This is a genomic window from Vibrio tubiashii (assembly GCF_028551255.1).
In the GTDB taxonomy this organism is placed as follows: domain Bacteria; phylum Pseudomonadota; class Gammaproteobacteria; order Enterobacterales; family Vibrionaceae; genus Vibrio; species Vibrio tubiashii_B.
In genome coordinates this window covers 2,552,219-2,578,653 of the sequence record NZ_CP117029.1, presented here as the reverse complement: position 1 = coordinate 2,578,653, position 26,435 = coordinate 2,552,219, and the positions used below count along the sequence as shown (strand labels likewise).

Sequence of the window (26,435 nt, the reverse complement as noted above, 5' to 3'; positions counted from 1 at the left end):
CATGGCTTTTTTTGTAACCTATATCTAACAACATAATTAAACAGATAGAGTTAAGTCATGCTAATCGTCGTTTCACCTGCGAAAACCTTAGATTATGAATCGCCACTGGCAACAGAGAAGTCTACTCAACCGGATTTAATTGAGTACTCTAAGCAGCTTATTGATGTTTGCCGTAAACTGACACCGGCTGATGTTGCGAGCTTAATGAAGGTTAGCGATAAAATCGCCGACCTGAACGTTGGTCGTTTTCAAGAGTGGAGCGAGACATTTACCCTAGACAACTCTCGCCAAGCGATCTTAGCTTTTAAGGGCGATGTCTACACAGGGTTAGATGCGCAGTCATTATCTGAGCAAGACTTTGATTACGCGCAGAACCATCTGCGCATGCTGTCTGGTTTGTACGGTTTACTTAAGCCACTCGATTTAATGCAGCCTTACCGTCTTGAAATGGGGACTAAGCTTGCTAACGATAAAGGCAGCAATCTCTATCATTTTTGGGGCAATGTGATCACCGATAAGCTTAACGAGGCGATTGCTAATCAAGGTGATAACGTATTAGTTAACCTAGCGTCTAATGAGTACTTTAAAGCGGTTAAGCCGAAAAATCTCGATGCCCAAGTGATTACGCCGGTATTTAAAGACTGCAAAAATGGCCAATATAAGGTGATCAGCTTTTATGCCAAGAAAGCCCGCGGCATGATGGCGCGCTACATTATCGAAAATCGCATTTCGAGCGTCGCTGAACTGACGAAGTTTGATACTGCGGGATATTACTTTGTTGAAGATGAATCGACACCGACAGAATTGGTCTTTAAGCGCGAAGAGCAATAATTGATAGGAGTAGCTGATGCTCAAGTGGTTTAAGCAATGGTTAGCGAAGTATGACGCTTGGTGTCAGTCAATGGGGCTAACGCCAGAAAATAAACGCAGTTGTGTACCCTATCGTAGTGACTCTACTTCATCAACAAGCAATAACAACAAGGCGCAGCGTTAATGCGCCTTTTTGATACCCACTGCCATCTCGACTTTGACGTATTCGCAAACGGATTAGAGAACCATATCAAGTCAGCGAATCAAGTTGGGGTTGAACGCTTTTTGATTCCCGCTATTGGCCCATCAAACTGGAACAGGGTTGAGGCCCTTGCAAAGCAGTACTCCTCTATTTACTACGCATTGGGAATACATCCTTATTTTCTTAGTCCCGACAGCCACACTCATCGCGATCAGTTAGATGCACTGCTCAGTCAGCGCTCTGGACAATGTGTTGCGGTAGGGGAGTGTGGGCTAGATGCGATGGTTGATGTTGATAGCCAGATTCAAGAGCGTGTTTTTATTCAGCAGCTTGAGGTGGCGCAAACTTACCAACTGCCACTTATCCTTCATTCTCGGAAAACTCACAATCGCCTACTACAATTGCTTAAACAGAATCGTTTCTCGTATGGAGGTGTGTTACACGCTTTTTCTGGCAGCTTTCAACAAGCGAAACAGTTTACAGACTTGGGTTTTTACATTGGCGTTGGTGGAGGAATCACCTATCCAAGAGCGAATAAGACACGTCAAGCGATCACTCAGTTGCCGCTTGAGTACATCGTCTTGGAAACCGATTCGCCAGACATGCCACTAAATGGGTATCAAGGCAAGATGAATCAGCCAAAGATGTTAGCTCAAATATTGTCCTGTCTCGCATCCTTGAAAGGAATGTCAAAGCAAACGATTGCTGAAAACGTTTGGAAAAATAGCAATTCAGCGTTCGGTATTTGTGAATAAATTCTAAATAAATTGTTCTTTTAATGATTATGAAGATGGTGAATGGTGATCGGCTTCACGTTAATGAGTGAACACATGATGAATCTTATTAGAAACTGTGAGGACGGCATTACTTTATCAATGGACGGATGAGTATAATTGCCTCCGCTTTTGAGCTCCATTTTGTAACACGCCAACAAATAACATATAAGGAAATCATAAACTATGAGCCTGTTTATGAGCCTAGTCGGTATGGCAGTATTGCTAGGAATTGCATTACTACTGTCTGATAACCGCAAAGCTATCAATCTAAGAACTGTGGGTGGCGCATTTGCTATCCAATTCATCATCGGTGGTTTCGTTCTTTACGTACCATGGGGTCGTGACCTTCTAGCTGGTTTCTCAGCTGGTGTACAAAACGTTATCGACTACGGTAAAGACGGTACTGGTTTTCTATTCGGAAGCCTAGTTAACTTCTCAGTTGACGGTATTGGTTTCATCTTTGCGTTCCAAGTACTTCCAACGCTAATCTTCTTCTCTGCACTTATCTCTGTACTTTACTACATTGGTTTAATGCAGTGGGTTATCAAGATTCTTGGTGGCGGTCTACAAAAAGCACTAGGTACTTCACGTGCCGAGTCTATGTCTGCAGCAGCTAACATTTTCGTAGGTCAAACAGAAGCACCTCTAGTGGTTCGTCCGTTTGTTCCTAAAATGACTCAATCTGAGCTATTTGCAGTAATGTGTGGTGGTCTAGCGTCTGTTGCTGGTGGTGTACTAGCAGGTTACGCATCTATGGGTGTACCTCTAGAGTACCTTGTAGCAGCATCATTCATGGCAGCACCAGGTGGTCTACTGTTCGCTAAAATCATCAAGCCTGAAACAGAACAGGCTAACGAAGATCTAGGCGCAGACATCGACGGTGGTGACGACAAGCCTGCTAACGTTATTGACGCAGCAGCTGGCGGTGCTTCAGTTGGTCTACAACTAGCTCTAAACGTTGGTGCAATGCTTCTAGCGTTCATCGGTCTAATCGCGCTAATCAACGGTATCCTAGGTGGCGTTGGCGGTTGGTTCGGTATGCCAGAGCTAACTCTAGAAATTCTACTAGGTTACCTATTCTCACCTCTAGCATTCCTAATCGGTGTGCCATGGGCAGAAGCAACAGTAGCTGGCTCGTTCATCGGTCAGAAACTGGTTGTTAACGAATTCGTAGCTTACCTAAACTTTGTACCTTACGTTGGTGAGAACGCTCAAGTTGTTGCTGCAACAGGTCAAGTAATGTCTGAGAAGACTCAAGCAATCATCGCATTCGCTCTATGTGGTTTCGCAAACCTTTCTTCTATTGCGATTCTACTAGGTGGTCTAGGTGGTCTAGCTCCAAACCGTCGTCACGACATCGCTCGTATGGGTGTGAAAGCGGTTTGTGCAGGTACACTGTCTAACCTAATGGCGGCGACAATCGCTGGCTTCTTCCTATCTTTCTAATAGATTAAGCGAAAGATTATATAGACGCCGTTTTATAAAGCCCCGTAGTTGCATAGCTTGCTATGTACTACGGGGCTTTTTCGTTTTTTCAGCATAGTAAGTGCGATAGCTGCGTTAACTGCGGTTTTCACCCTAGTCACTTAGCGAGCTAAGCTCCCAGGGATTCAAATCCTCGTTGCCTTGCTCTCACACTGACTATTTCGAAAAAACATCAGCATAAGACAACGAGAGCTTTCGTTGGATTGTGCGAAGGTCTGGAATGAGTTCGGACAACAAGATTCATAACGTTTGTGCCGTCGATTAGATTGAGCAAACGTTAAGCAGAATCTTTTTTGAGATACAAACCGTTTGCGCTCTATGAGCCACTACAGTTCTGCGACAAATATCTATAATGTAGGTATCTATAGAAAGTAGGGTAAAACTCATGAATGAAGTTTTCCTCGCAACCTTAGCCGGTTTTGTCGTTGGAGTCCTGTTTTCCGCTATCAAGTTACCGATACCGGCCCCGCCTGTATTAGCAGGTGTTATGGGCATCGTTGGTGTTTATCTTGGTGGCGTAACTTATCAATGGATTATTGAGAAGTTTTTTAGCTAGCGATAATTAATACAAGGAGTATGATTGGCGCTGGCAGCAACGATACCGTTGCTTGGGCGTTTGCCCATATACGTTAGACACCGCAATCGCAGATTGTTGTGCCATAGACCAAACTGGTACTGTGCGGTGACAAGGATAGCAATTGGCATATTAAAACTCGCTGTATATGCCGAGTCTTCAGGGAACCAAGTCCGTTCATAAATGACTGCAGTTCTAAAAAACGTTTTTAGAACAGTAACTTTTTTGAATATTGATCGGAGATAGAAATGAGCGATTTAAAAGCAGCAGCACTACGTGCACTTAAACTAATGGACCTAACTACGCTGAATGATGATGACACTGATGCGAAAGTTATTTCACTATGTCATGACGCAAAATCAGCAGTAGGTAACACAGCTGCAATTTGTATTTACCCTCGCTTTATTCCTATTGCTAAGAAGACACTTCGTGAGCAAGGTACGCCAGAAGTTCGCATCGCAACTGTAACTAACTTCCCACACGGTAACGACGATATCGAGATCGCGGTTGCTGAAACTAAAGCGGCAGTAGCTTACGGTGCAGATGAAGTAGACGTAGTATTCCCTTACCGTGCTCTTATGGCAGGTAACGAAGAAGTGGGCTTCGAGCTAGTTAAGCAATGTAAAGAAGCTTGTGGTGATATTCTTCTAAAAGTAATCATCGAAACGGGTGAACTAAAAGAAGAAGCACTAATCAAGAAAGCATCTGAAATCTGTATCAAAGCTGGCGCAGACTTCATTAAAACTTCAACGGGTAAAGTGCCAGTAAACGCAACACCTGAATACGCTCGCATGATGCTAGAAGTGATTCGTGATATGGGTGTTGCACAAACAGTTGGTTTCAAACCAGCTGGTGGCGTTCGTACTGCTGAAGATGCAGCGGACTACCTAGCAATGGCTGATGAAATCCTAGGTGATAACTGGGTTGATGCTCGTCACTACCGTTTCGGAGCGTCAAGCCTGCTAACAAACCTACTAAATACATTAGAAGTGACAGACGAAACTGCTGATCCAGCAGCTTACTAATTCTCTCGTTCGAGAGTAGATCAAAACAAAGTCTGTTTGGTGGAGTAGCGAGCTGCTGCTCCACATTACCTCTTTACCTTATAACCATCGCTTGCTAAAGCATGGGAGGATCTAATGTACTTACCTCAAGAAATCATTCGTAAAAAACGCGATGGCGAAGTGCTTACCGCGGAAGAAATTAACTTCTTTATCCAAGGCGTAGCGAAAAACACTGTATCTGAAGGTCAGATTGCAGCGTTTGCTATGACTATCTTTTTCAATGAAATGACGATGCCTGAGCGCATTGCACTCACTTGTGCCATGCGTGACTCTGGTATGGTTATAGATTGGAGCCACAAAGAGTTTGGCGGTCCTATTGTTGATAAACACTCAACGGGTGGTGTCGGCGACGTTACCTCTCTAATGCTTGGCCCTATGGTTGCTGCATGTGGTGGCTTTGTACCTATGATCTCTGGTCGTGGTCTTGGTCATACTGGCGGTACGCTAGACAAGCTTGAGTCTATTCCTGGCTACAACATTACCCCAACTAACGAAGTGTTTGGTGATGTAACCAAAGAAGCGGGCGTGGCAATTATCGGTCAAACCGGCGACTTGGCACCAGCCGATAAGCGCGTATACGCGACACGTGATATTACCGCGACGGTTGATAACATCTCGTTGATCACCGCTTCAATTCTTTCTAAGAAACTGGCAGCAGGTCTTGAGTCACTAGTGATGGATGTAAAAGTCGGCTCTGGTGCATTTATGCCAACTTACGAAGCGTCTGAAGAGCTAGCAAAATCTATTGTTGCCGTAGCAAATGGTGCAGGCACTAAGACAACGGCTATCCTAACCGATATGAACCAAGTACTGGCTTCTTCGGCAGGTAATGCGGTTGAAGTACGTGAAGCCGTTCAGTTCTTAACGGGTGAGTACCGTAACCCTCGTCTACTTGAAGTGACGATGGCGTCATGTGCCGAGATGTTGGTTCTAGGCAAGCTTGCTGATAACACTGAAGATGCGCGTGCCAAGTTGATGGAAGTACTCGACAACGGTAAAGCGGCAGAGTGCTTCGGTAAAATGGTTGCTGGCCTTGGTGGCCCTGCTGATTTTGTTGAAAACTACGATAACTACCTTGAAAAAGCGGACATCATCAAGCCAGTATACGCTGATCAAAGCGGTACTGTCTCAGCGATGGATACTCGTGCAATTGGTATGGCCGTTGTGTCTATGGGCGGTGGTCGCCGTGTTGCAACAGACGTTATTGACTATGCAGTGGGCTTTGACAGCTTCATCCGCTTAGGTGAAGAGGCATCAAGTGACAAGCCTCTAGCGGTTATCCACGCTCGCAATGAAGAGCAGTGGCAAGAAGCAGCGCAAGCACTGAAAGCCGCGATCACGATTGGTGGTGAGTACACACCAACACCAGAGGTGTATCGTCAGATTCGCGCTGAAGATCTTTAATCCCGTCATACTTGAAGCTGCAGCGTTGTTGACGGCGCAAATTCACCCTAATCACATAGAGCCTCTATGCTCATAGGGCTGAATTTGCTTGTCGCCTAGCTGCAACTCCAATTATTTAGGGATTAACATAATATTAATTAGATTGGTCGATTGAGCTGTTGTTCTTGACCAATCAAAGGAAGAGAGCAATGAAAAGAGCATTTATTTTAGTCTTAGACTCATTTGGGATCGGTGCGACAGCTGATGCGAAAGACTTTGGTGACGTTGGTTCAGATACCCTAGGTCATATTGCTGAGCAGTGTGATAAGGGCTTAGCGGATAACGCTGATCGTAGCGGCGCACTAAAGCTACCTAACTTATCTAAGCTTGGCCTAGCAATGGCACACAAAGAGTCGACAGGTAGTTTTGCACCAGGTCTTGATGCAGACGCAGAAATCATCGGTGCTTATGGCCACGCGGCTGAGCTTTCTTCTGGTAAAGATACTCCATCAGGTCACTGGGAAATTGCAGGTGTACCTGTACTGTTTGATTGGGGCTACTTCACTGACAAAGAGAACAGTTTCCCGAAAGAGCTAACTGACCGCATCCTTGAGCGTGCAGGTCTTGAAGGCTTCCTAGGTAACTGTCACGCATCGGGTACTCAAGTTCTTGATGATTTGGGTGAAGAGCATATGAAGACTGGCCAGCCAATCTTCTACACCTCTGCTGACTCTGTATTCCAAATTGCTTGTCACGAAGAGACGTTTGGTCTTGATCGTCTACTTGAACTTTGTCAGATCGCGCGTGAAGAACTTGAAGATTACAACATCGGTCGCGTTATCGCTCGTCCGTTTGTTGGTCCAGGTAAAGGTCAATTTGAACGCACGGGTAACCGTCGTGACCTATCTGTTGAACCACCTTCAGCAACGATTCTTCAGAAGCTAGTTGATGAGAAGGGCGGTGAAGTTCACTCGATTGGTAAGATCTCTGATATTTACGCTGGCTGCGGTATCACTAAGAAGACTAAAGCAACAGGTATTCCTGCTCTATTTGAAGCAACAAAAGAGGCAATTAAAGAAGCGGGTGACAACACTATCGTATTCACCAACTTTGTTGACTTCGATTCTGCTTATGGTCACCGCCGTGACGTTGCGGGCTATGCAGCAGCGCTAGAGTACTTTGATGGCCGTATCCACGAAGTGATGGAGATGATGGAAGAGGACGATGTGCTAATCCTAACTGCTGACCATGGCTGTGATCCTACTTGGCCAGGTACTGACCATACTCGTGAGCATATTCCAGTAATTGTTTACGGTCAGAAAGTGCCAGCAGGTTCGTTGGGCCTTCGTGAATCCTTTGCTGATATCGGCCAAACTTTGGCTAGCTACTTTGGTACTTCACCAATGGATTACGGCAAAAACTTCTTGTAATCAAAATCGACTAAATTAGATAGAGGGCTAAGCCCTCTATTATTTTGTCCATTCTCACTAATATCCGATTAATAAAAGGAAATTGAATCATGGCAACTCCACATATCAACGCAGAAATGGGTGCATTTGCAGACGTCGTACTCATGCCGGGTGACCCGCTACGCGCAAAATACATTGCAGAAACCTTCTTGGAAGATGTTGTACAGGTATGTGATGTACGCAATATGTACGGCTTCACGGGCACTTACAAAGGCCGCAAAGTATCGGTAATGGGTCATGGTATGGGTATCCCATCATGTTCTATTTACGCAACAGAGCTAATCAAAGACTTCGGCGTGAAGAAGATCATTCGTGTCGGTAGCTGTGGTGCGGTAAGTGAAGATATCAAAGTGCGAGATGTGGTTATCGGTATGGGCGCATGTACCGATTCGAAAGTGAACCGTATTCGTTTCAAAGGCCATGACTTTGCGGCTATCGCTGACTACAAAATGGTTCGCGCAGCAGAAGATGCAGCAAAAGCACGCGGTATCGAAGTGAAAGTCGGTAATCTATTCTCGGCAGAACTGTTCTACACGCCAGATCCAGAGATGTTCGACGTAATGGACAAATACGGCATCGTAGGTGTTGAAATGGAAGCGGCAGGCATCTACGGCGTATGTGCTGAGTACGGTGCAAAAGCACTAACTATCTGTACTGTGTCTGACCATATTAAGACAGGTGAGCAAACGACATCTGATGAGCGCCAAACAACGTTCAACGATATGATGATCGTTGCTCTAGACTCTGTTCTTTTAGGTGACGCAGAGTAGGGGCGGACTACGTCCTTGAGATCGCTCCGCTGCGAGAAAACGGGATCGGGCTTCGCCCTTCGAGAACACTGCGTTCCGAGAGTCGAGATATGACTTCGCCTTTCTAGAGTTTTCGTTCCCGCTTCCCGAATCCATAGCAAAGCGTTCATAAATAAAAAGGGTTGACGCATTCACGTCAACCCTTTTTATTTTATCCAGTTATCTGTAGGACGAAGTCCGTTCCCGCATCTAGGAGCGAAGCGTTCTAAAAATCTCTACATATCCTTAAGCAACAAATTCTCACCTTTACGCTTGTTTGGCTTACGGCGAACAATCAGAGTAAGCAGCAGGCCGGCGATAAAACTCAGGCCAACCATGGTGTACATGTATCGATCGCTTTTACGGTAATAGTGATCAGAGAAGGCAGTCAGTTTACCGGTTTCAAAGGTGATGCGGACAAAGCCAATCACTGAGCCATCGTGTAACACGGGCTCTACCAATTGTTGTTTGCCAATACGTGCAGTTTGTAGCGGAGTATCTAGACCAAGCATCTCTCGTACAGACTTTGCTTCCTGACTGGCAGCCAGTTTTACCCCTTCAGAGTCATAGATGGTGGCATCGACTACCAGCTCATCTTTAGCCAGTTGATTCGATAGTTTGAGTAAGCGTTCTTGGTCTTGATTGATGATCATATCACTGGCTGAAAGCGATGCCTGTGAGATCAGAATATTGGTTAGCGTCTCTAGTTGGTTGGCCTGAATCTCTTCGTTACCCTTCGTAATTTTGACGCTATTAATCCCAATGGTTGCCACCATAGCAATCAAAGAGATAATCGCGAGTACTTTCATTGCAGTACGAAAAGAAAACAGAGATGAGTCCATTTTTCACCTAAATAGAGCTTAATTATATTTTAGAGCATATTGAGACTTGCGCACCCAAATTGCAATAGGTTAACGTGTTGAGAGATTTTTTAGGAATAGTAGACATGGACACGTTAAAGACTCTCTCTATACGTAAACACATCCCCCTCATTAACCGCCTACCAGAATCTCGACTTGCTACCCAGTTTGATAAAGCCAATGCAGGTTGGGTTGTTTTTGGTGAGTACCTCTGCCCAAGTCAGTTTGAAGACATCGACTTCTTCGTTGGTTACTACAATGCTGTGGTCGACGTTTGGAAGGTTGGTCGTTATGAAGTGGCCTTAATGGCTGGCGAACTAACTGCTGAGCATGAAGAGATTTTACAAGGCTTAGAGCTAGATTACTCAACATTGGTCGATATGCCAGATCTGTCTAAACCGGGCTTGATTGTGTTGGATATGGATTCGACCGCGATTCAAATCGAGTGTATTGATGAAATCGCTAAACTCGCGGGTGTGGGTGAAGAAGTAGCGGAAGTTACTGAACGTGCGATGCAAGGAGAGCTCGATTTTGAGCAGAGCTTACGTCAACGTGTTGGCAAGCTTGCAGGTGCTGATGAGTCAATTTTGAGTGAAGTCCGCGCCGAGTTACCCCTGATGCCTGATTTACCCGAGCTGATTGGCACGCTAAAGCAGTATGGCTGGAAAACGGCGATTGCATCGGGCGGCTTTACCTATTTTTCAGACCACCTCAAGCAGATGTTAGCGCTTGACCATGCTCAGTCCAACCAACTGGAAATTGTTAAAGGTAAATTGACTGGTAAGGTGCTTGGTGACGTAGTCTCGGCGCAAACGAAAGCGGATATACTTGTAGAGTTGGCAGAGCAATACGATATTGAGTCTCACAACACGATAGCGGTCGGTGATGGGGCCAATGATTTGGTGATGATGGAAGCGGCGGGCTTAGGCATTGCTTATCATGCGAAACCGAAAGTTGAGCAGCAAGCTAAGAGTGCCGTTCGCTATGCTGGCTTAGGTGGCATCGTATGTATTCTATCGGCACTGCTGGTGAAGCAAAAGCGGGTCAGCTTTAAGCCTCAACCATAACCATAAACATAAGCATTCAAAGCGAGGCAACCAATGCCTCGCTTTTTTATTGAGTTAAGCCCAAACGGATTAACACTTCTTCGGTTATGTCAGTCAGTTCGCCATAACCAACAATGTTGTGGATATCTTTTTCTAGATTGCGCGCATGGTGCAAACTGATATGAGTTAGCTCGTCGAGGTCTTTGCGTACCAAGGCAGTAATAGGATCAAACACGGGTGCGCCACAGATTCTAATCGCGTAGAACTCTCCCATTGCTTGGGCATTTTTGACAAAGTTCATCCGCTCTTTCAGGCTATCGAAGTCGCTGCTTAGTTTCGAATCAACCGATTGGATACGTGTTCCGAATTTAACCGCAGTGAGATAGAGCTCGTGATATTGAGGCTGAGCACCTTCAATTCGCTTCATCGGTTGAGCAAGGAGCGTATTGGTGCGGCCTTTGTATATTGGACCAAGAGAGAAGTTTTTCTCATCACCCAATTTGGCCAAAATGGTTAGGTAAGGTTTAAGCGGGTAGTTAATACCAATTGCTTTTGGTCTTAGGCTGCCGCCTTTCTTCTCGATAAACAGTGGTGAACTGACCATTTTATCGAGCAAGATATCATGCAAACCTTCGAGCAGCTCGTTGCTTGGCAGCAGCTCTTTTTTGGCGATCAATTTATCTTGGTTGTGATCGATCAGAGTGCCAAAGAAGGCGATGGTGCGCATGATTTGGCTGTCTTCAATGATAGCCAGTTGTAACTGCTTCCCACCGGGACTCACTCTAATCACGCGGTAAGGGACTTCACCAAGCGGTAACTTCTTGTCATAGAGCTGAAGTTCTTTGAAATTGACTGAGCAAGTTTCGCCCGCTTTCAGTTTACACGGCGCTGTCAGAGCGACGCTAACACCATGTTTGGAGATATCTACGCTGATGCCTTCATAAGTCGATGTGTCGGGCTCAGAGAGCATTATCGGCGATTTAAATTGGTATCGCGGCTCTTTACGACGCGACTGAGCATCAAAATAGATACATACCGGGTTGTTTTCTGGGTTTCTGGCATGCCTAAATTGGTTGAGTTCACTGCTCGCTAAGCGAGGTTTCTCAGCCAATAGATAGTCTTGACGGCTGGTGTCATCGGCGATTTCTTGCAAGATGCCACAATGCGTCAAAGAAGAGGTTTCAAGCCCAAGTTCGTTGGTATGCGCTGAGAGTTCGTTTCTCTCTTCTGCAGACAGCTCAAACACCGATAATCTAAATACTTTCCAACTCTCTTTCTTGGCACCAATGTGCCAAAACAGCTGACGCAGTTCGCGAGTCGCTTCAGGCATCATCATGGAAAAGAATAAGGTTTTGTCTTGATGCTCATGAGTGAAGGAGTAGATGACGTTACTACTGCCTTTCATGCCTTCAGTGGTGAGCAAAGACATGCGTTGGTTGTTGAATAAGTTGGTTAAACTCTGCTGATTGCGCTCATCGTGCCAGTACTGCCATATCTTCTGGTTATTTTCTGTCATTAGGGCAAGTTTTAACTCATTGCCGCTAAAGAAGACCGGTAGATTACAGGTGTGTTTTAAGTAGGTGTGCTCAAAGCCGCGTGAACGAGCACGAATAATCTTGTCTTGGTTATCGTGGCGAGTCTTTTGCCCTTCACTTTTTAGCAGTTGCTCAATCACCTCTTCGATAATATTGGTGGTATCAAGCTTGAGTAGCCTTAGATACTTAACGGCATCGTTCTCGTAAGACTCATCAATACCAACAATGCGATAAGGAATGACGGAGTGTATCCCTTCCACTTCAACGGTTTTGCTCAGTTCAACCAGACGAACGTCAATGACTTCCCCAAGTTTGTAATTGAATGCAGAGGGCACTTTAAACTTAGCACCCGAAGGCGAGAGATCGACAGTCACAGCATGGACAATCTGTCCGTTAAGCAATTCAATCTCGATCTGGGAAGAGACTTTAAGGCGATTCTCTTTGCGTTTCAGATCGTAACCCATCACTACCGCTTCAACATCAATACCATTGATATCGGTGGTGATCTCGGTTCCTAGTGGCTTGCCACGTTTTTGCATCACTCTAAAATTATTATGAGTATTGCAAAGCGCTTCCCAAACCCCTTCGGTGTAACCACCAAATTTGCGCGTGTTCTTGTGGTAGGCATTGAATGCAACGTCATCGAGCCAATGTTTAAGGCCATCGAGTTCGTATTCTCTACATTCACCTTTGACTCGTCCGCGAAGGTCGATAGGTTTAGTGCACGGTGCCATAACTCTGTTAAGTTCCATCTTAACTAAGATTTTGACAGACGGTGGGTCTCCCTCAGTCATTTGACCAAGAAGAAATTCGAAATCTTCCGAGTTGTAAGCAGGAATCAAACGTTCCGCAAGAGAGAGTATTTCTGGCTGCTGCATATTTTTTTGTTAGAGTATCCCTTACTCAAAATATCGACCTTGATATAAAGATCTTTAGTGATATGTTACTGCGAATCAAGTAGAGATGGTGAGATACGCAAGCGTAGACGATGTTTGCGTCACAAATACAATATTTTAAGAGGCCTGAGGTTACATGGCAAAAGCGAAGAGAGCATACGTTTGTAATGACTGCGGAGCAGATTTTCCCCGTTGGCAAGGGCAGTGTAATGCGTGTGGAGCGTGGAATACCATCAGTGAGGTTCGTTTAGCGGCATCACCGACAGTCGCGCGCAACGAGCGTCTTGCAGGTTATGCAGGGGCAAGTACAGAAGCGAAGGTTCAAACGCTTTCTGAGATCGATCTGCAAGAGGTTCCCCGTTTTACGAGTGGATTCAAAGAGCTCGACCGAGTACTTGGTGGAGGTGTGGTTCCCGGTGCTGCGATTCTCATCGGTGGTAACCCGGGCGCAGGTAAATCGACGCTCTTGCTGCAAACCATGTGCTACTTGGCATCGCAAATGCCGACGCTTTATGTCACGGGCGAGGAATCTCTTCAGCAGGTTGCAATGCGTGCCTCTCGCTTAGGATTACCCAAAGACAATTTGAAGATGTTGTCAGAAACCAATGTCGATCGCATCTGTCAAATTGCTGAAAAAGAACAGCCTAAGATTATGGTGATTGACTCGATTCAGGTTATGCACGTCTCGGATGTTCAATCCTCACCGGGCAGTGTGGCTCAAGTAAGGGAAGCGGCAACGGCTTTGACTCGTTATGCCAAGCAAAATAATGTCTCGGTGTTTATTGTTGGCCACGTTACTAAGGACGGCACCTTGGCAGGCCCTAAGGTACTTGAACACATCATTGACTGTTCGGTGTTGCTCGACGGTGGTACAGATAGCCGTTTTCGAACCCTTCGCAGCCATAAAAACCGTTTTGGTGCAGTGAATGAACTGGGCGTATTTGCCATGACGGGCCAAGGGTTAAAAGAGGTCAGCAACCCTTCGGCGATTTTCTTATCGCGCGGCGAGGAAGAAACCTCCGGCAGCTCGGTTATGGTGGTATGGGAAGGTACGCGCCCACTCTTGGTAGAGATCCAAGCCTTGGTCGATTATTCGCAATTGGCTAACCCGCGCCGAGTCGCAGTTGGTCTAGAGCAGAACCGACTGTCGTTACTTCTTGCCGTTCTACACAAACATGGTGGTCTGCAAATGGCCGATCAAGATGTATTTGTTAATGTCGTCGGTGGGGTAAAAGTAACAGAAACCAGTGCAGACTTAGCCCTAGTGATGGCGCTACTATCAAGCTTTAGAGACAGACCACTACCTAAGGATGTGGTGGTGTTTGGAGAAGTTGGTCTAGCAGGTGAGATTCGCCCTGTACCGAGTGGACAAGAGCGTTTAAATGAAGCCTTCAAGCATGGCTTTAAAAAGGCCATTGTCCCGGCCGCCAACATGCCAAAAGGCGGAATCCCAGGTATGCAGATCCACGGCGTGAAAAAGCTTTCTGAAGCGATTGAAGCGTTTGATGAGCTATAGGGAAGCGGGAACGGGCGTTGCCCTATGGAACACTTCGTTGCGGGAGAACTGGATCGGGCTTCGCCCTGCTGGAAAACTAGAGTTATCCAGTTATCCAGTTATCCAGCACTCCGTAGGACGCAGTCCGTTCCAAAATCCCAAATCCCGCATCCATAGCAAAACGTTCCCGCTCTTGCCTAAAGCATATCCACCGCTTTCTCAACCGCAGCCACTAACCTATCAACGTCTTCCATGGTGTTGTAAACCGCAAAAGAGGCGCGGATAGTGCCTTTCACACCTAACGCATCCATTAGCGGGTGGGCGCAGTGGTTGCCCGCTCGTACAGCGATGCCTTGTTGATCAAGTAGAGTGGCGACATCTTGATGATGCACACCGTCAATGACGAAAGAGATGACCGATGCGCCTTGCTGAAAGCCTAAGATTTGCACATCTTCGAGTTGGCTGAGTTTTTGGTGAGCTTGTTCGACAAGCTGGTGGATATGTTGCTCAACTTGAAGCTGATCCAATGATGAATACCAATTGATCGCGGTAGCTAAAGCGATTGCTCCCGCTACGTTAGGGGTTCCTGCTTCAAACTTACCCGGAACGCCAGTGAAGGTTGTGCCACTGAAAGAGACTTTCTCAACCATCTTCCCGCCACCATGCCAAGGCGGCATGGACTCTAGTAAGCTAAGTTTACCGCAGAGCACGCCAATCCCCGCAGGGGCAAACAGTTTGTGCCCAGAGAAGACATAGAAATCCGCTCCAAGCGTTTGCACATCGACTTTCTCATGTACGACACCTTGAGCACCGTCAACAACCACAATGGCATCGTGCTGGTGGGCAAGCTCTATGACTTGTTCGATAGGCTGCCTTGTTCCAGTCACATTGGTGATATGTGCGAGTGCGACGATTTTGGTTTTATTCGTGATCAGCTGTTGATAAGCGGCAAAGTCAAAGCGACATTCATGGGTCATCGGTATTCTGACTACTTTTGCTCCGGTCTGCTCAGCAACAATTTGCCACGGCACTATGTTAGCGTGGTGCTCCATCTCACTGACTAGTATCTCGTCCCCTGGTTTTAACATTGAACGAGCATAAGTCTGAGCAATCAGGTTTAGGGCTTCAGTTGCACCGCGAGTCCAAACAATCTCGCTAGCCGATGCTGCGCCAACAAAGTTAGCGACCGTTTCGCGTGCGCTCTCAAATTCACTGGTCGCTTTGGCGGTCAAGCTATGGCTGCCACGATGGACATTGGCATTTTGCTGGCTGTAGTAATCAGAAATCGCCTTGATGACACTGTTAGGCTTTTGACTTGTCGCAGCGCTATCAAGGTAAACAAGTCTCTGGTCATTAATTTGTTGCTTTAAAGCGGGGAACTGATCAGCAATAAGCTTGGCGTCGAACATTATTCATCACCCAGTTTATGGTATTGCAGGGTAGGGATGGTGACCATAGGCTCTGCGACTGTCCACGCGTGTGCTTTGCCTGATAGATTAATGATAATCTCCATCGCAAATTCGAGCGCAGTGCCCGGCCCTTGGCTAGTCAGCAAATTATGGTTTACATCATAAGTGACGCGTTTTACTCGCCAGTTTTTCTTTTCAATATGACTTTCGAAGCTAGGGTGACAAGTCATTAAAGCTTCTGGGTACAGGCCATGGTGCGCTAACACTAACGCAGGTGCAGCGCAGATTGCCGCGACAAGCTTACCTTCGTACATTTGCTGACGTACAATCTCAACCAAAACGGTACTGTCACGGAATACCTCTGCACCGCCAACACCCCCCGGTAGAATGACGGCATCAAACTCATCATCCGCTATGTCGACTAACTTGCAATCAGCGCTAAGGGTGACACCTCGTGATGCTTTCATCGTGAGATTGCCATCAAAGTCTGCGCTAGCCACAACAACTTCATAGCCCGCACGAACCATCATATCTATGATGGTAATAGCTTCCATTTCTTCACTACCGGGAGCGATTGGGACGAGTACTTTTTTAGTCATTATGAATTCCAACTTTGTTCTATGTTTTTGATGGCTTGATACAGTTTGTGGTTTTTGGGCGTCGAGATGCCATGGTGCTGCGCACGCTCAAGTAAGTATCCAGTAATAAAGTCTATCTCGCTTGGGCGTCGATGGAAAATATCTTGCTGCATAGAAGAGTGATTTGCAGCGGTTGCCTCTATCACTTGATTGACTGTTTGCGACAGTTGCTCACGTGAAAGCGGGATCTGTTCAGCGGCTAATACTAGATGGATTTCATCCAGTAGCCCATTCACTTCAAGCTGGTGATCTTGGGCGGCAAGCTGACCATTTTTGACTTGATGAATGGCCGTGAGAGGGTTTATTGCACAATTTATCGCGAGTTTAGTCCATAGCGCGTGGTGAATATTGTTACTCCAAGTTGCGACAGGAAGTGCATGAGTAAAAACTTCCTCCAGAAATGCACACTTGTTGCCGAGTGGATTGAAACCGCCGAGCTGTGTTTGCCCTATGCCTGTATGGAGAACTTGTTGCTTACTTGGTTTATACGCGCCGTGGGTGGTTGTAGCCAGTACCAACGGGTTGTTAGGCATTTTACGCACTACGGCTTCAGCTGTTCCCATACCGTTATGCATTAGCGCTAGAATGGTCTCTGGGCTTATGTGTGGCATTAGCGGGGTCAATGCCGCGTCAACTTGCCACGCTTTTACCGTAATTAGAATCAGGTCGGCTTGCTCAACACTGTAGGTGTCGCGGTTAGAAAAGGTTTGCGGCGGTTGCTGTTCCAGTTGAAGGGTGACTCTTGGTTCGATAGAGGTCGACCAGAAAGATACATTGTGCCCTGCTGCTTGAAACTTGGATGCCCATAAAGAGCCAATTGCTCCCGGGCCTAGGATAAGAATATTCACTGAACGCTCGCAAGTAGATAACTTTGCACCAAGGATAATGTCAGTGAAGGGGAAAGCAATAAAAATGGCACCCCAAGGTGCCATTTTTAGTCAATACATCAACAATTAGAAGTTGTATTGTACGCGATAGATTACAAGATCTTGGTAATCTTTACGTGCAAGTTTGTTCACTGTGTAACGGTATAGGATACCTGTTGACCAGTTTTGTGTGACATTCCACATTGCATTTAGGCTGCCGTTTAGACCCCAGCTTTCTGAGCTTTCATTAGAGCCAGCAGTTGTGCTTTGAAGAGTAGAGTACGCATCGTTACGTGCAAATTCTAGCTCATTCCAAGTAGAGAAGGTAAAGTTTTGACCTGCAATATCTGTGTTGTAGTAACCAACGTAGCCAAACATACCGCCGTTGCTGCCTTTGATATCACCAGAATTGATTTGGTGTACACCAATGAATGGAGTGAAGCCCCAACCATCGCCTTTAAGGCCTGTGTAACCTAGACCTAACACGCGGTTTTGCTCGTGGAAACCTTTGTCTGTATCTGTGTTGTATACTTGAGCGTATAGAGAGATACCTGAGTCAGTTAGGTTGTAGTGGATTGTACCTTTAGTAGATGCACCACGGTCATCACCTGCACGATCTACACCTTCGTAATCGTAGAAGCCGTAGATTTGGCCCCAATCGAATACCGCACCACCTTCAATACCGATTACCGCTTGGTTACGATCTTCGATTTCGCCGCCAAAGTTGTCTTTATCGTTACCGATACCGTGGTTCCATGCTTGGTAGTCAACATACATACCACCGAAACCGAATAAGTATTCTGCTTGTGCTTGTGCAGCTGATACCGCTGCAACAACACCTAGAGCTAAAAGTGATTTACGCATAATGGGAACTCTCTATGTTTGTTAATTTAAATATTCAGTAGATATTTACTTGGTTGCACAATCTTAGCTGTGCTTTATGGGATGGAATAATATCGATAAAAATCTCAAAAGCCATGTGCAACTAATGTAAAAAAACATAAAACTGGTGATCGGGATCTCATTAACAGACTAAAATTTTAAATGTAACGGAACTTTCATTGCATTGCACAGAAAGTGATATAGGTATCGATTACGCAAACGTTGGCCTAAATTTTTATGCTTATCATGTATTCAACATATTCGGTGAATGATCGGGTTGGTGTGTTGTAACGTAACTGTTAATAAAAAGATTAGGAGTTACATTTATGCCAGAGATTATGCTTTTTCCTTTGAGCTCATTTGTGTTGCCAGAAGGGAAAATGCGCCTAAGGATTTTTGAGCCACGATATAAAAGGTTGGTTTCTCAAGCGATGAAAGGCGATGGAACCTTTGGTTTGTGTCTATTTGAAAAGCGTGAGGAGCCAAATGATAGTGAGTTGTCTAAAATCGGAACTCTCGTTAAGGTGATTGATTTTGAACAGCTTGACGACGGTTTGCTTGGGATCTCAGTTACTGGTTTAACTAAGTTCGAGATCAAGCATGTCAGAGTTGAATACGATGGTTTGCGATATGCCAGAGTAAAATGGCTACCAAGTTGGGAGTATTCTTCAGTTGATAAAGAAATTGAGCCAATCTGTCATTATTTAAATCGGGTTTATCAGCAGTTCCCTGATATTGGTAATCTCTACGAGCAAAAGTTTTTTGATGATGCCAGTTGGGTTAGTCAACGTTGGTTAGAAATACTCCCTCTGACCAATCAGCAATTTGATCGTTTAGTTGGTCAAAAAGATTGCGCAGGTGCTGTTAGCTTTCTAACAAAAACCTTAGGAGATGAGCTGACACAGTGATCCAAATAGTTTGTCAGACGTATAAAAAAGTTCAGGGGCGTTATTAAGGATATCGAAATGGCCAACATAGATACCCAAGCTTTTAAAAAGAATGACTGGGCGTCGTGTATGGAGAAGGTGAAACAACAAGACAAACAAGCCTTTGCTCTGGTGTTTTCTCATTTCTCCCCACGTTTAAAACAGTTTACATTTAGGCATATGGGCAATGAGCAGGTGGCTTTAGAAATCGTTCAAGAAGCGATGGCAACCGTGTGGCAAAAAAGTGCATTGTTTGATGGTAGTAAAAGCTCGCTTTCTACTTGGATCTACACCATTGCTCGTAACCTCTGTTTCGACACCCTGCGTAAACAGAAGGGGAGAGAAGCGCATATCCACTCGGAAGATATTTGGCCCAACGACTACTGTCCACCTGATTTGGTTGAACACTATTCTCCTGAAACGGAGCGTTTGAAGCAGCAGATTATCAAGTATCTCGATATTTTGCCCGAAGCTCAGAAGAAGGTGGTCAAAGCTGTTTACCTTGAAGAACTTCCTCATCAGCAAGTCGCTGATATGTTCGACATACCTTTAGGCACCGTTAAATCGAGATTGCGATTGGCGGTAGAGAAATTACGCAATTCAATTGAGGCAGAGTAGTATGAGTTTCCATCCACAAACATCAATGTTGCAGGCTTACGCTCAAGGCATTCTTGATGATGTGAGTGCCTTTACAATTGCCACTCATATTGAGAGTTGCCCTAAATGTAGGCAGCTAGTTCAGCAGTTTGAAGCCGAGTGCGGAGAAGAGCTAGTCAGTGAAAGTGTCGATTCAAATCTAGATTTGGATTCAATGTTTGATCAGATTGTTTGTTTAGAGCAAAACAGCGAGCCACTGAGACCGCCGCGACTACCGACTTTTATCGAAGTAAACGACAAAACATTCAGGCTTCCTCTTTCGTTATCACGCTTTAGAGACAAAATAGGCGAGTGGAAAAGCTATGGAGGTAAGGTCTACAGCGCTTCAATAGATATTTCCGAGCAAGCGCGAATCAATCTGATGTACATCTCGGAAGATGTCACCATTCCACAGCATACGCACAAAGGTTTAGAATCAACGCTAGTGCTGCATGGTGGGTTTAGTGATGAGGATGGACATTATGAAGTGGGTGATTACTTACTTAAAGATGGTTCGGTGAAACACAGCCCGTTCACCAGAGTCGGTGAAGATTGTTTATGCCTTACTGTTCTTACAGAGCCGATGCTCTTTACCCAAGGTGTGGCAAGAGTGTTTAACCTGTTTGGTAAAGGCATGTATCCTTAAACACAGATAGAATGAAAAAGGCTTGGTTTTTTTGAACCAAGCCTTTTTTTATCAACTATTTTCTGTGCTTTGTTGTTGCAATTCCTGCTTATCTCGCTCCCGTGCCTTATCCAACATATCGGAGAAATAGTGCCTGAGTGAGTAGAGCATAATCAGGCTTGGAATCACCATCACTGCGGTCAAGATAAAGAAAGTAGACCAGTCGTTGAGGTAATCGACCAACTCGCCCGAGAATGAAGCAAGTGTCGTTCGACCGAAATTGCCTAGTGAAGCGAGCAGGGCGTATTGAGTTGCCGAGAAAGCTTGCCCTGTCACTACGGTTAAGAAAGAGACAAAGGCGACGGTCGAAAACGCTGAGGTAAAGTTATCGACCACGAGTGTGGCTAAGAACAGTTGCTCATTTGGACCAACCTTAGCGATCCATGCAAACATCAGGTTACTTGACGCCATGGCAATGCCGCCGATCATCAGGCCGCGTACGATACCAAACTTCACATTGACCATACTGCCAACTAGAGTGAACAGAATTGTTAGTCCCCAGCCGATTAACTTAGAGTAATAACCGATCTGTTCGTTACTAAAGCCAATCTCTTTGTAAAAGGTAATCGACATTCGGCCAAGGAAAGCCTCACCAATCTTAAATAGGAAAACGAACAGTAGTAGTGTCAGTGCGACGCGAAAGCCATTACGTTTGAAGAAATCTAAGAAGGGTTCCACCACAGTTACCGTTAGCCATGCAACGGCTCGATTGCCGACCACCTTGCTATGGCGTTGTTCCGCTTGCGCTTGCAATGAATCACGCTGCGTTTTTGGCTCACCGACGAGTAAGGTGAAGACCATAAGAATGGCGACAATGGCGGCCATACCGTAGTAAACGCCATTCCAACCAACAGAATCTGCATTGATAAAGGCAAGGTAACCAGGCACTGAGTAGCCCGTCCACCAACCAATCACTGCCATCGCAGAAGCTTGCGGCAGTTTTGAAGGTTCTGATTTAGGGAAAGTATCGATACGAAAGGCATCGATAGCGATGTCTTGCGTCGCTGACGAGATAGCAATCCCCAGAGCTAACATCGAAGTGAGCATCAGATTTTGCGACGGGTCGACCCCCGCAATAAATAAGGTGCAAACAAGAACCACTGACTGACAGAGGAATATCCAACTTCGGCGTTGACCTAGCATGGCGTGCAATAGTGGCAGACGAACCCTGTCGACCAGTGGTGCCCAGAGAAAGTTAATTGCGTAAACAGCGAAAACACTACCAAAGTAGCCAATTGCTGCGCGAGTCAGCCCGGCATCTTTGAGCCAGCCAGACATATTCGAACCAATCAATACCCAGGGAAAACCACTTGAGCAGCCGAGCATGAACACCCACATCAGGCGTCTATCCATGTAGCTTTGAATTGTTTCTCGCCAAGACAGTGAAGGGGAGTCAGAAGACATACACTATTCCTTGTTTGAGTTTCCGGTATGCAAGAAGAAAGGCTCTAACCGTGGAGATTAGAGCCTAAGAGGATTATTTTAGAAGAGTCGCTTTTGTAATTATGATTGGCTCAACAGGAACATCGCGGTAGCGTCCTACTGAGTGGGTCGGTTTTTTACCCATTTTTTTAATTACGTCAAAACCTTGCGTTACTTTACCAAACACTGCGTAACCTGGTGGGCGTTGGTCATAGTCAAGGAAGTTATTGTCGACGAAGTTGATAAAAAACTGACGAGTTGCAGAATTTGGGTTGTTGGTACGCGCCATTGCAATCGTTGCCGTATTGTTCTTCAACCCATTCGACGCTTCATTCTTGATCGGTGAGTAAGTCGCGAGCGGCTTCATCTCTTGATCAAAACCACCACCCTGAGCCATAAAGTTAGGGATCACGCGATGAAATTGAGAGCCAACATAACTGCCATCATCGACATACTTTAAAAAGTTAGCCACGGTAATAGGGGCTTTCTCTTGGTTTAGCTCAACAGTGAAAGAACCAAGATTGGTTTCGAATTCTACCTTTGGACCTGCAAATGCTAGACTGCTAACTAACGCAAGTGAGGCAATTGCTGTTTTCCACATTAGAATCGCTCCTGCATGTAGTTTTGAAGTTCACGATCGTTAGACACTTCTTGCAGCACAAGATTGATGACATCATTAAGTACTTCTTCGATCTCTTCGTTTGAAGCGCTAAGCGCACCTGTGCGTTTTGCTGTACCCGTGTAAGTCTTAACAAGCTTGCCCTGTGGTGTTTCTGCGGTAATTTCCAGAACCACTTTTCCATCCATCTGGTTTTCCATTACGGTGTGCTTAACAGACACTAGCGCTTCTTGAACTTCCACTTCCACGGAGTTTTCGCTGTTAACTGTGCTACGGAAACCTTGTGACTTAAACTGATCCAACAGTGCGTTTTCGATTGAGATGCGAACGTTTTGCTTAGAGTGAATCGGTTCAATGTTTGAACGTCCACTGTCTACCAAAGCAACATATTGCGCGGAACGCATGTCTTTACTGGTCAGAGTAAAACTTGCGTCTTGAACAATATCACTGTTGCTCAATACCGCTTTAGGCATGAAGTTGATTTGCTCTTGCTGCGGAGCTGAACACGCAGTGAGTAATGCCATTGACGCGGCTAGAACCAGTTTTCTCATTGTAATTTCCTTTCTTGTTAACTCTGCGAGCCTACTGAAACGTATAGACAGATAATAGTGGACTATTTAGTCGCTTGTAAAATAACAAATTTCTTATTGGAAGCGACAACTTTTACGTTCGACTTGCCAAACAGTCTAGATAGCTTTCCATCGTAGCCGAGGTGACGGTTACCGATAACTAATAATTGTCCACCGACACTAAGAATTTGCTTTGCATCACAGAACATCTGCCATGCAATGTGATCCGTAATCGCTTGTTGCTGATGAAAAGGGGGATTACACATTACCAGATCGACATCTTTCGCCGGCATTCCATCGAGGCAGTTATTGGCGATACAGTCGAATTCTCTCTGTTTTCCTAAGTTTGCGATAAGGTTTTGTTGCGCCGATTCCACCGCCATAAAGCTCTCGTCGACGCAGGTCAGTTTGATCTGCGGATTCAGTTGGCCCATTTTTACTGATAACACACCATTGCCACAGCCTAAATCGAGTACGTGTTTAAGATCTGGGTTTTGCGGTAAGTGCTCAAGCATAAAGCGAGCGCCAAGATCTAAGCTCTCTCCAGAATAAACATTAGGTAGATTGTTAAGTTCAATCTGTTCTTTATCAACGGACCAACGCGTGTCGGGTGAAACCTCGATTGGTGTTGAACTGTTGGCATAGCTAAAGACAAGGCGGTGTTTTTTCCACGCCAGCGATGTTTTGGTTTCGCCAAGGTGTTTTTCGAACAGTTTGAGTGTCGAAGTGTGGATCTCTTTGGCCTTGTTGACCGCAATCACAGGGACAGAGCTATCTAGCGAATCGCGCAACTGACTGAGTAGCCAGACTAAGTGGCGATTACTCTTAGGTAACTGAAACAGCACCAAATCGATATCACTTGGAATCTTGTCCATGGTGGTCAAGTAAGTGATCGTCGGGCAGTTGTTTGCTTTGAGGTTGGCGTTTGCCCCTTGATGAGAGATAAATGAATCACTCATCAAGGTGACTTTGTGCTGCTGACTAAACCAACAGCTCAGAGCACCAAAGTGATCGTTAATAATCAGAATATTCTGACCCGCTGGTAACGCCATTTCTTCAAGATGATTGATGAGGTACTCGTCTCCAGCATCCCATGCTTGCAGGGTTTCATTGTTTCTTTTCGGGTACCGGAACAAAGATAGGGTACGATCATGTAAAGTAAGATCAGTTTTCATATTTGGAATGCTAGAGAGTCATTAATTGCTAAATTGTCGCAAAAGCTGAAGGTTGTGGAAACTAAAACCTTTAGCTTTATGGCAGAGGTGATTATTATCTAGGCTTAAAGTGTTGTTCATATCTGATGGTGAAACAGATGATCCAAGAAGTCATTGAAAGCAAGCTCAAAGAGGCCTTCAATCCAGACCACTTAAGCGTGATTAACGAAAGTTACATGCATAACGTTCCGCCAGGCTCGGAAAGCCACTTCAAAGTGGTTGTTGTGAGTGCGAAGTTTGAGGGGGCGCGCTTGATTGCACGTCACCGTCAAGTAAATCAAGTGCTTGCAGAAGAGTTAGCGAACCAAATCCATGCTCTGTCTATGCACACCTATACAGCTGATGAATGGAAAGAACAGAATCAGCTCGCGCCAGATAGCCCAATGTGCTTAGGCGGCTCAAAATAAACAACATAAAAGGGTAGCGTTTGCTACCCTTTTTAATGGTTGCGACTAGTTAGATATTAACAATGTGGAAACAAATTAACGTGATGGTTAGTTTTAAAACAGAATGTTTCATGATGTGAATGAATCAGAAGAATGGGAAATAGCATGCCGATTTATGTTTGTGCGGTGGCTCAAAGTTATGACTATTCCTTAGCCTTTTGACGCCTATTCCTACGAAATATCTCTGTTAATCATAGTATTCATCATGGCATCGGCTTCCAAAAAGATGATAGACTATCGCACCTGATAAATCTCGCTTAATTCCTGTAGCGAGATTTTTAATAGGATGTTGCGATTTTGGTGTTTAAAACTTCACCAAAACCGGACACTAGTGTCGTGTCTAAAAGTTACGCAAACAAAGAATCTTTTTCCCGATAAAAGTAGTGCAAGTGCGTATGATTACAATAAAGAAGGGTTTGGACCTTCCTGTTGCAGGAACTCCTACCCAGGTGATTAATGATGGTAAGACCATCAAAAAAGTCGCCTTGCTTGGCGAAGAGTACGTCGGCATGCGTCCTACTATGCATGTCCGCGTAGGCGATGAAGTAAAGAAAGCTCAAGTTCTTTTTGAAGATAAGAAGAACCCAGGCGTGAAATTTACTTCACCAGCAGCTGGTAAAGTGATCGAGATTAACCGTGGCGCTAAGCGTGTCCTTCAATCTGTAGTGATTGAAGTGGCAGGTGAAGAGCAGGTGACATTCGATAAGTTTGAAGCTGATAAACTAGCAGGTCTTGACCGTGAAACGGTGAAAACTCAACTAGTTGAATCAGGTCTTTGGACCGCTTTACGTACTCGTCCGTTCAGCAAGGTTCCAGCAATCGAATCTTCTACTAAGGCTATTTTCGTAACTGCTATGGATACTAATCCACTAGCGGCTCAGCCTGAGTTGATCATCAATGAACAACAAGAAGCGTTTGTTGCAGGTTTAGATCTGCTTTCAACTCTGACTGATGGCAAGGTTTACGTATGTAAATCTGGTACAAGTCTTCCTCGTTCTTCTCAATCAAATGTTGAAGAGCATGTATTTGATGGCCCTCACCCAGCAGGTCTTGCTGGCACCCACATGCATTTCCTATACCCAGTGAATGCAGAAAATGTGGCGTGGAGTATCAACTACCAGGACGTTATCGCGTTCGGTAAGTTGTTCCTAACTGGTGAACTTTACACTGACCGTGTTATTTCTCTGGCTGGCCCAGTAGTGAATAACCCTCGTCTAGTTCGTACATCTCTAGGTGCATGCCTTGATGACGTAACGGACAGCGAGCTAATGCCAGGTGAAGTTCGTGTGATTTCTGGTTCAGTACTGACTGGTACTCATGCAACTGGTCCTCACGCATACCTTGGTCGTTACCACGTACAGGTTTCTGTATTACGTGAAGGCCGTGAAAAAGAACTGTTTGGATGGGCAATGCCAGGTAAGAACAAGTTCTCAATTACTCGCTCATTCCTTGGTCACGTATTCAAAGGTCAGTTGTTCAACATGACAACGACGACTAACGGTAGTGATCGTTCAATGGTTCCAATCGGCAACTACGAACGCGTAATGCCTCTAGATATGGAGCCAACTCTGCTACTTCGTGATCTATGTGCAGGTGATACTGACAGTGCAGCAGCACTAGGTGCGCTAGAGCTAGATGAAGAAGATGTAGCATTGTGTACCTTTGTGTGTCCTGGTAAATACGAGTACGGTGAACTCCTTCGTGAATGCCTAGATACCATCGAGAAGGAAGGGTAATTTT

General features: G+C 45.4%; 26 protein-coding genes. 16 read left to right on the top strand and 10 right to left on the bottom strand.

Annotation, left to right across the window (positions count from 1 at the left end):
- Positions 1–57 precede the first annotated feature (57 nt).
- The 9 genes from yaaA to deoD all read left to right on the top strand — a co-directional run bounded on the left by yaaA (position 58) and on the right by deoD (position 8,533).
- The gene (gene yaaA / locus LYZ37_RS11850) at positions 58–831 is read left to right on the top strand and encodes a peroxide stress protein YaaA (RefSeq protein ID WP_272785610.1); all 774 of its coding nucleotides are present in this window, start codon (positions 58–60) and stop codon (positions 829–831) included.
- Between the two features lie 16 nt (positions 832–847).
- Positions 848–994: a DUF5363 family protein gene (locus LYZ37_RS11845; RefSeq protein WP_161945476.1), complete on the top strand. Its 147-nt coding sequence runs from the start codon at positions 848–850 to the stop codon at positions 992–994.
- Entirely contained in the window at positions 994–1,767 is a 774-nt protein-coding gene (locus LYZ37_RS11840) for a TatD family hydrolase (protein ID WP_272785609.1), read from the top strand. The genes LYZ37_RS11845 and LYZ37_RS11840 overlap by 1 nt, the downstream gene beginning before the upstream one ends.
- 204 nt (positions 1,768–1,971) lie before the next feature.
- Positions 1,972–3,234, top strand: coding sequence for a NupC/NupG family nucleoside CNT transporter (locus tag LYZ37_RS11835; RefSeq protein ID WP_272785608.1), 1,263 nt, complete (start codon positions 1,972–1,974; stop codon positions 3,232–3,234).
- Positions 3,235–3,658: 424 nt separating this feature from the next.
- On the top strand, positions 3,659–3,829 hold the full coding sequence (locus LYZ37_RS11830) for a XapX domain-containing protein (RefSeq protein ID WP_004744928.1): 171 nt from the start codon (positions 3,659–3,661) through the stop codon (positions 3,827–3,829).
- Positions 3,830–4,095: 266 nt separating this feature from the next.
- Positions 4,096–4,872 carry a deoxyribose-phosphate aldolase gene (gene deoC / locus LYZ37_RS11825; RefSeq protein ID WP_004744927.1) on the top strand — a complete coding sequence of 259 codons (777 nt, stop codon included), beginning with the start codon at positions 4,096–4,098 and terminating at the stop codon, positions 4,870–4,872.
- A gap of 114 nt (positions 4,873–4,986) precedes the next feature.
- Entirely contained in the window at positions 4,987–6,315 is a 1,329-nt protein-coding gene (gene deoA / locus LYZ37_RS11820; protein ID WP_272785607.1) for a thymidine phosphorylase, read from the top strand.
- A gap of 188 nt (positions 6,316–6,503) precedes the next feature.
- Positions 6,504–7,724, top strand: a complete 1,221-nt coding sequence (locus LYZ37_RS11815; protein ID WP_272785606.1) for a phosphopentomutase — start codon at positions 6,504–6,506, stop codon at positions 7,722–7,724.
- Between the two features lie 89 nt (positions 7,725–7,813).
- Positions 7,814–8,533, top strand: a complete 720-nt coding sequence (deoD, locus tag LYZ37_RS11810) for a purine-nucleoside phosphorylase (protein WP_171323020.1) — start codon at positions 7,814–7,816, stop codon at positions 8,531–8,533.
- Positions 8,534–8,787: 254 nt separating this feature from the next.
- Here the strand turns inward: deoD and LYZ37_RS11805 are convergent, their stop codons facing one another.
- A complete protein-coding gene (locus LYZ37_RS11805; RefSeq protein ID WP_272785605.1) occupies positions 8,788–9,393 on the bottom strand; it encodes a YtjB family periplasmic protein in 606 nt (201 codons plus the stop codon).
- Between the two features lie 104 nt (positions 9,394–9,497).
- On the opposite strand from LYZ37_RS11805, the gene serB reads away from it, so the two are divergent.
- Positions 9,498–10,478, top strand: a complete 981-nt coding sequence (serB, locus tag LYZ37_RS11800; RefSeq protein ID WP_272785604.1) for a phosphoserine phosphatase — start codon at positions 9,498–9,500, stop codon at positions 10,476–10,478.
- A gap of 46 nt (positions 10,479–10,524) precedes the next feature.
- Here serB and LYZ37_RS11795 read toward each other — a convergent pair whose 3' ends face one another.
- Positions 10,525–12,870: a PilZ domain-containing protein gene (locus tag LYZ37_RS11795; protein ID WP_272785603.1), complete on the bottom strand. Its 2,346-nt coding sequence runs from the start codon at positions 12,868–12,870 to the stop codon at positions 10,525–10,527.
- 154 nt (positions 12,871–13,024) lie between these two features.
- On the opposite strand from LYZ37_RS11795, the gene radA reads away from it, so the two are divergent.
- A complete protein-coding gene (radA, locus tag LYZ37_RS11790; protein ID WP_171323012.1) occupies positions 13,025–14,404 on the top strand; it encodes a DNA repair protein RadA in 1,380 nt (459 codons plus the stop codon).
- A 176-nt stretch (positions 14,405–14,580) separates the two neighbouring features.
- Here the strand turns inward: radA and csdA are convergent, their stop codons facing one another.
- The 4 genes from csdA to LYZ37_RS11770 all read right to left on the bottom strand — a co-directional run bounded on the left by csdA (position 14,581) and on the right by LYZ37_RS11770 (position 18,160).
- Positions 14,581–15,792 (bottom strand): cysteine desulfurase CsdA, encoded by a 1,212-nt coding sequence (gene csdA, locus LYZ37_RS11785; protein ID WP_272785602.1) that lies wholly within the window; start codon positions 15,790–15,792, stop codon positions 14,581–14,583.
- Positions 15,792–16,391, bottom strand: coding sequence for a DJ-1 family glyoxalase III (locus LYZ37_RS11780; protein WP_272785601.1), 600 nt, complete (start codon positions 16,389–16,391; stop codon positions 15,792–15,794). Before LYZ37_RS11780 ends, csdA begins: the two co-directional genes overlap by 1 nt.
- Positions 16,391–17,278 (bottom strand): 2-dehydropantoate 2-reductase, encoded by an 888-nt coding sequence (gene panE / locus LYZ37_RS11775; RefSeq protein ID WP_272787171.1) that lies wholly within the window; start codon positions 17,276–17,278, stop codon positions 16,391–16,393. Before panE ends, LYZ37_RS11780 begins: the two co-directional genes overlap by 1 nt.
- 105 nt (positions 17,279–17,383) lie before the next feature.
- Positions 17,384–18,160 (bottom strand): outer membrane protein OmpK, encoded by a 777-nt coding sequence (locus LYZ37_RS11770; RefSeq protein ID WP_272785600.1) that lies wholly within the window; start codon positions 18,158–18,160, stop codon positions 17,384–17,386.
- Between the two features lie 344 nt (positions 18,161–18,504).
- Between LYZ37_RS11770 and LYZ37_RS11765 the strand changes: the two genes are divergently transcribed.
- Genes LYZ37_RS11765 through LYZ37_RS11755 form a run of 3 tightly spaced genes read left to right on the top strand, consistent with a single transcriptional unit; the run spans position 18,505 to position 20,386 of the window.
- Positions 18,505–19,086, top strand: a complete 582-nt coding sequence (locus tag LYZ37_RS11765) for an LON peptidase substrate-binding domain-containing protein (protein WP_272785599.1) — start codon at positions 18,505–18,507, stop codon at positions 19,084–19,086.
- Positions 19,087–19,143: 57 nt separating this feature from the next.
- Entirely contained in the window at positions 19,144–19,722 is a 579-nt protein-coding gene (locus LYZ37_RS11760) for a sigma-70 family RNA polymerase sigma factor (RefSeq protein ID WP_069667092.1), read from the top strand.
- A gap of 1 nt (position 19,723) precedes the next feature.
- Positions 19,724–20,386 (top strand): ChrR family anti-sigma-E factor, encoded by a 663-nt coding sequence (locus LYZ37_RS11755; protein ID WP_272785598.1) that lies wholly within the window; start codon positions 19,724–19,726, stop codon positions 20,384–20,386.
- A gap of 51 nt (positions 20,387–20,437) precedes the next feature.
- Here LYZ37_RS11755 and LYZ37_RS11750 read toward each other — a convergent pair whose 3' ends face one another.
- The 4 genes from LYZ37_RS11750 to LYZ37_RS11735 form a co-directional block, all read right to left on the bottom strand.
- Positions 20,438–21,829 (bottom strand): AmpG family muropeptide MFS transporter, encoded by a 1,392-nt coding sequence (locus LYZ37_RS11750; protein WP_272785597.1) that lies wholly within the window; start codon positions 21,827–21,829, stop codon positions 20,438–20,440.
- 73 nt (positions 21,830–21,902) lie between these two features.
- Complete coding sequence (locus tag LYZ37_RS11745; protein WP_272785596.1) at positions 21,903–22,448, bottom strand: peptidylprolyl isomerase; 546 nt, start codon at positions 22,446–22,448, stop codon at positions 21,903–21,905.
- Positions 22,448–23,017, bottom strand: a complete 570-nt coding sequence (locus tag LYZ37_RS11740; protein ID WP_004744909.1) for a YajG family lipoprotein — start codon at positions 23,015–23,017, stop codon at positions 22,448–22,450. The genes LYZ37_RS11745 and LYZ37_RS11740 overlap by 1 nt, the downstream gene beginning before the upstream one ends.
- 62 nt (positions 23,018–23,079) lie before the next feature.
- Entirely contained in the window at positions 23,080–24,210 is a 1,131-nt protein-coding gene (locus tag LYZ37_RS11735; RefSeq protein WP_272785595.1) for a methyltransferase, read from the bottom strand.
- A 137-nt stretch (positions 24,211–24,347) separates the two neighbouring features.
- On the opposite strand from LYZ37_RS11735, the gene bolA reads away from it, so the two are divergent.
- Complete coding sequence (gene bolA, locus LYZ37_RS11730; RefSeq protein WP_272785594.1) at positions 24,348–24,656, top strand: transcriptional regulator BolA; 309 nt, start codon at positions 24,348–24,350, stop codon at positions 24,654–24,656.
- A 434-nt stretch (positions 24,657–25,090) separates the two neighbouring features.
- Positions 25,091–26,431 carry a Na(+)-translocating NADH-quinone reductase subunit A gene (locus LYZ37_RS11725; RefSeq protein ID WP_272785593.1) on the top strand — a complete coding sequence of 447 codons (1,341 nt, stop codon included), beginning with the start codon at positions 25,091–25,093 and terminating at the stop codon, positions 26,429–26,431.
- Positions 26,432–26,435 lie beyond the last annotated feature (4 nt).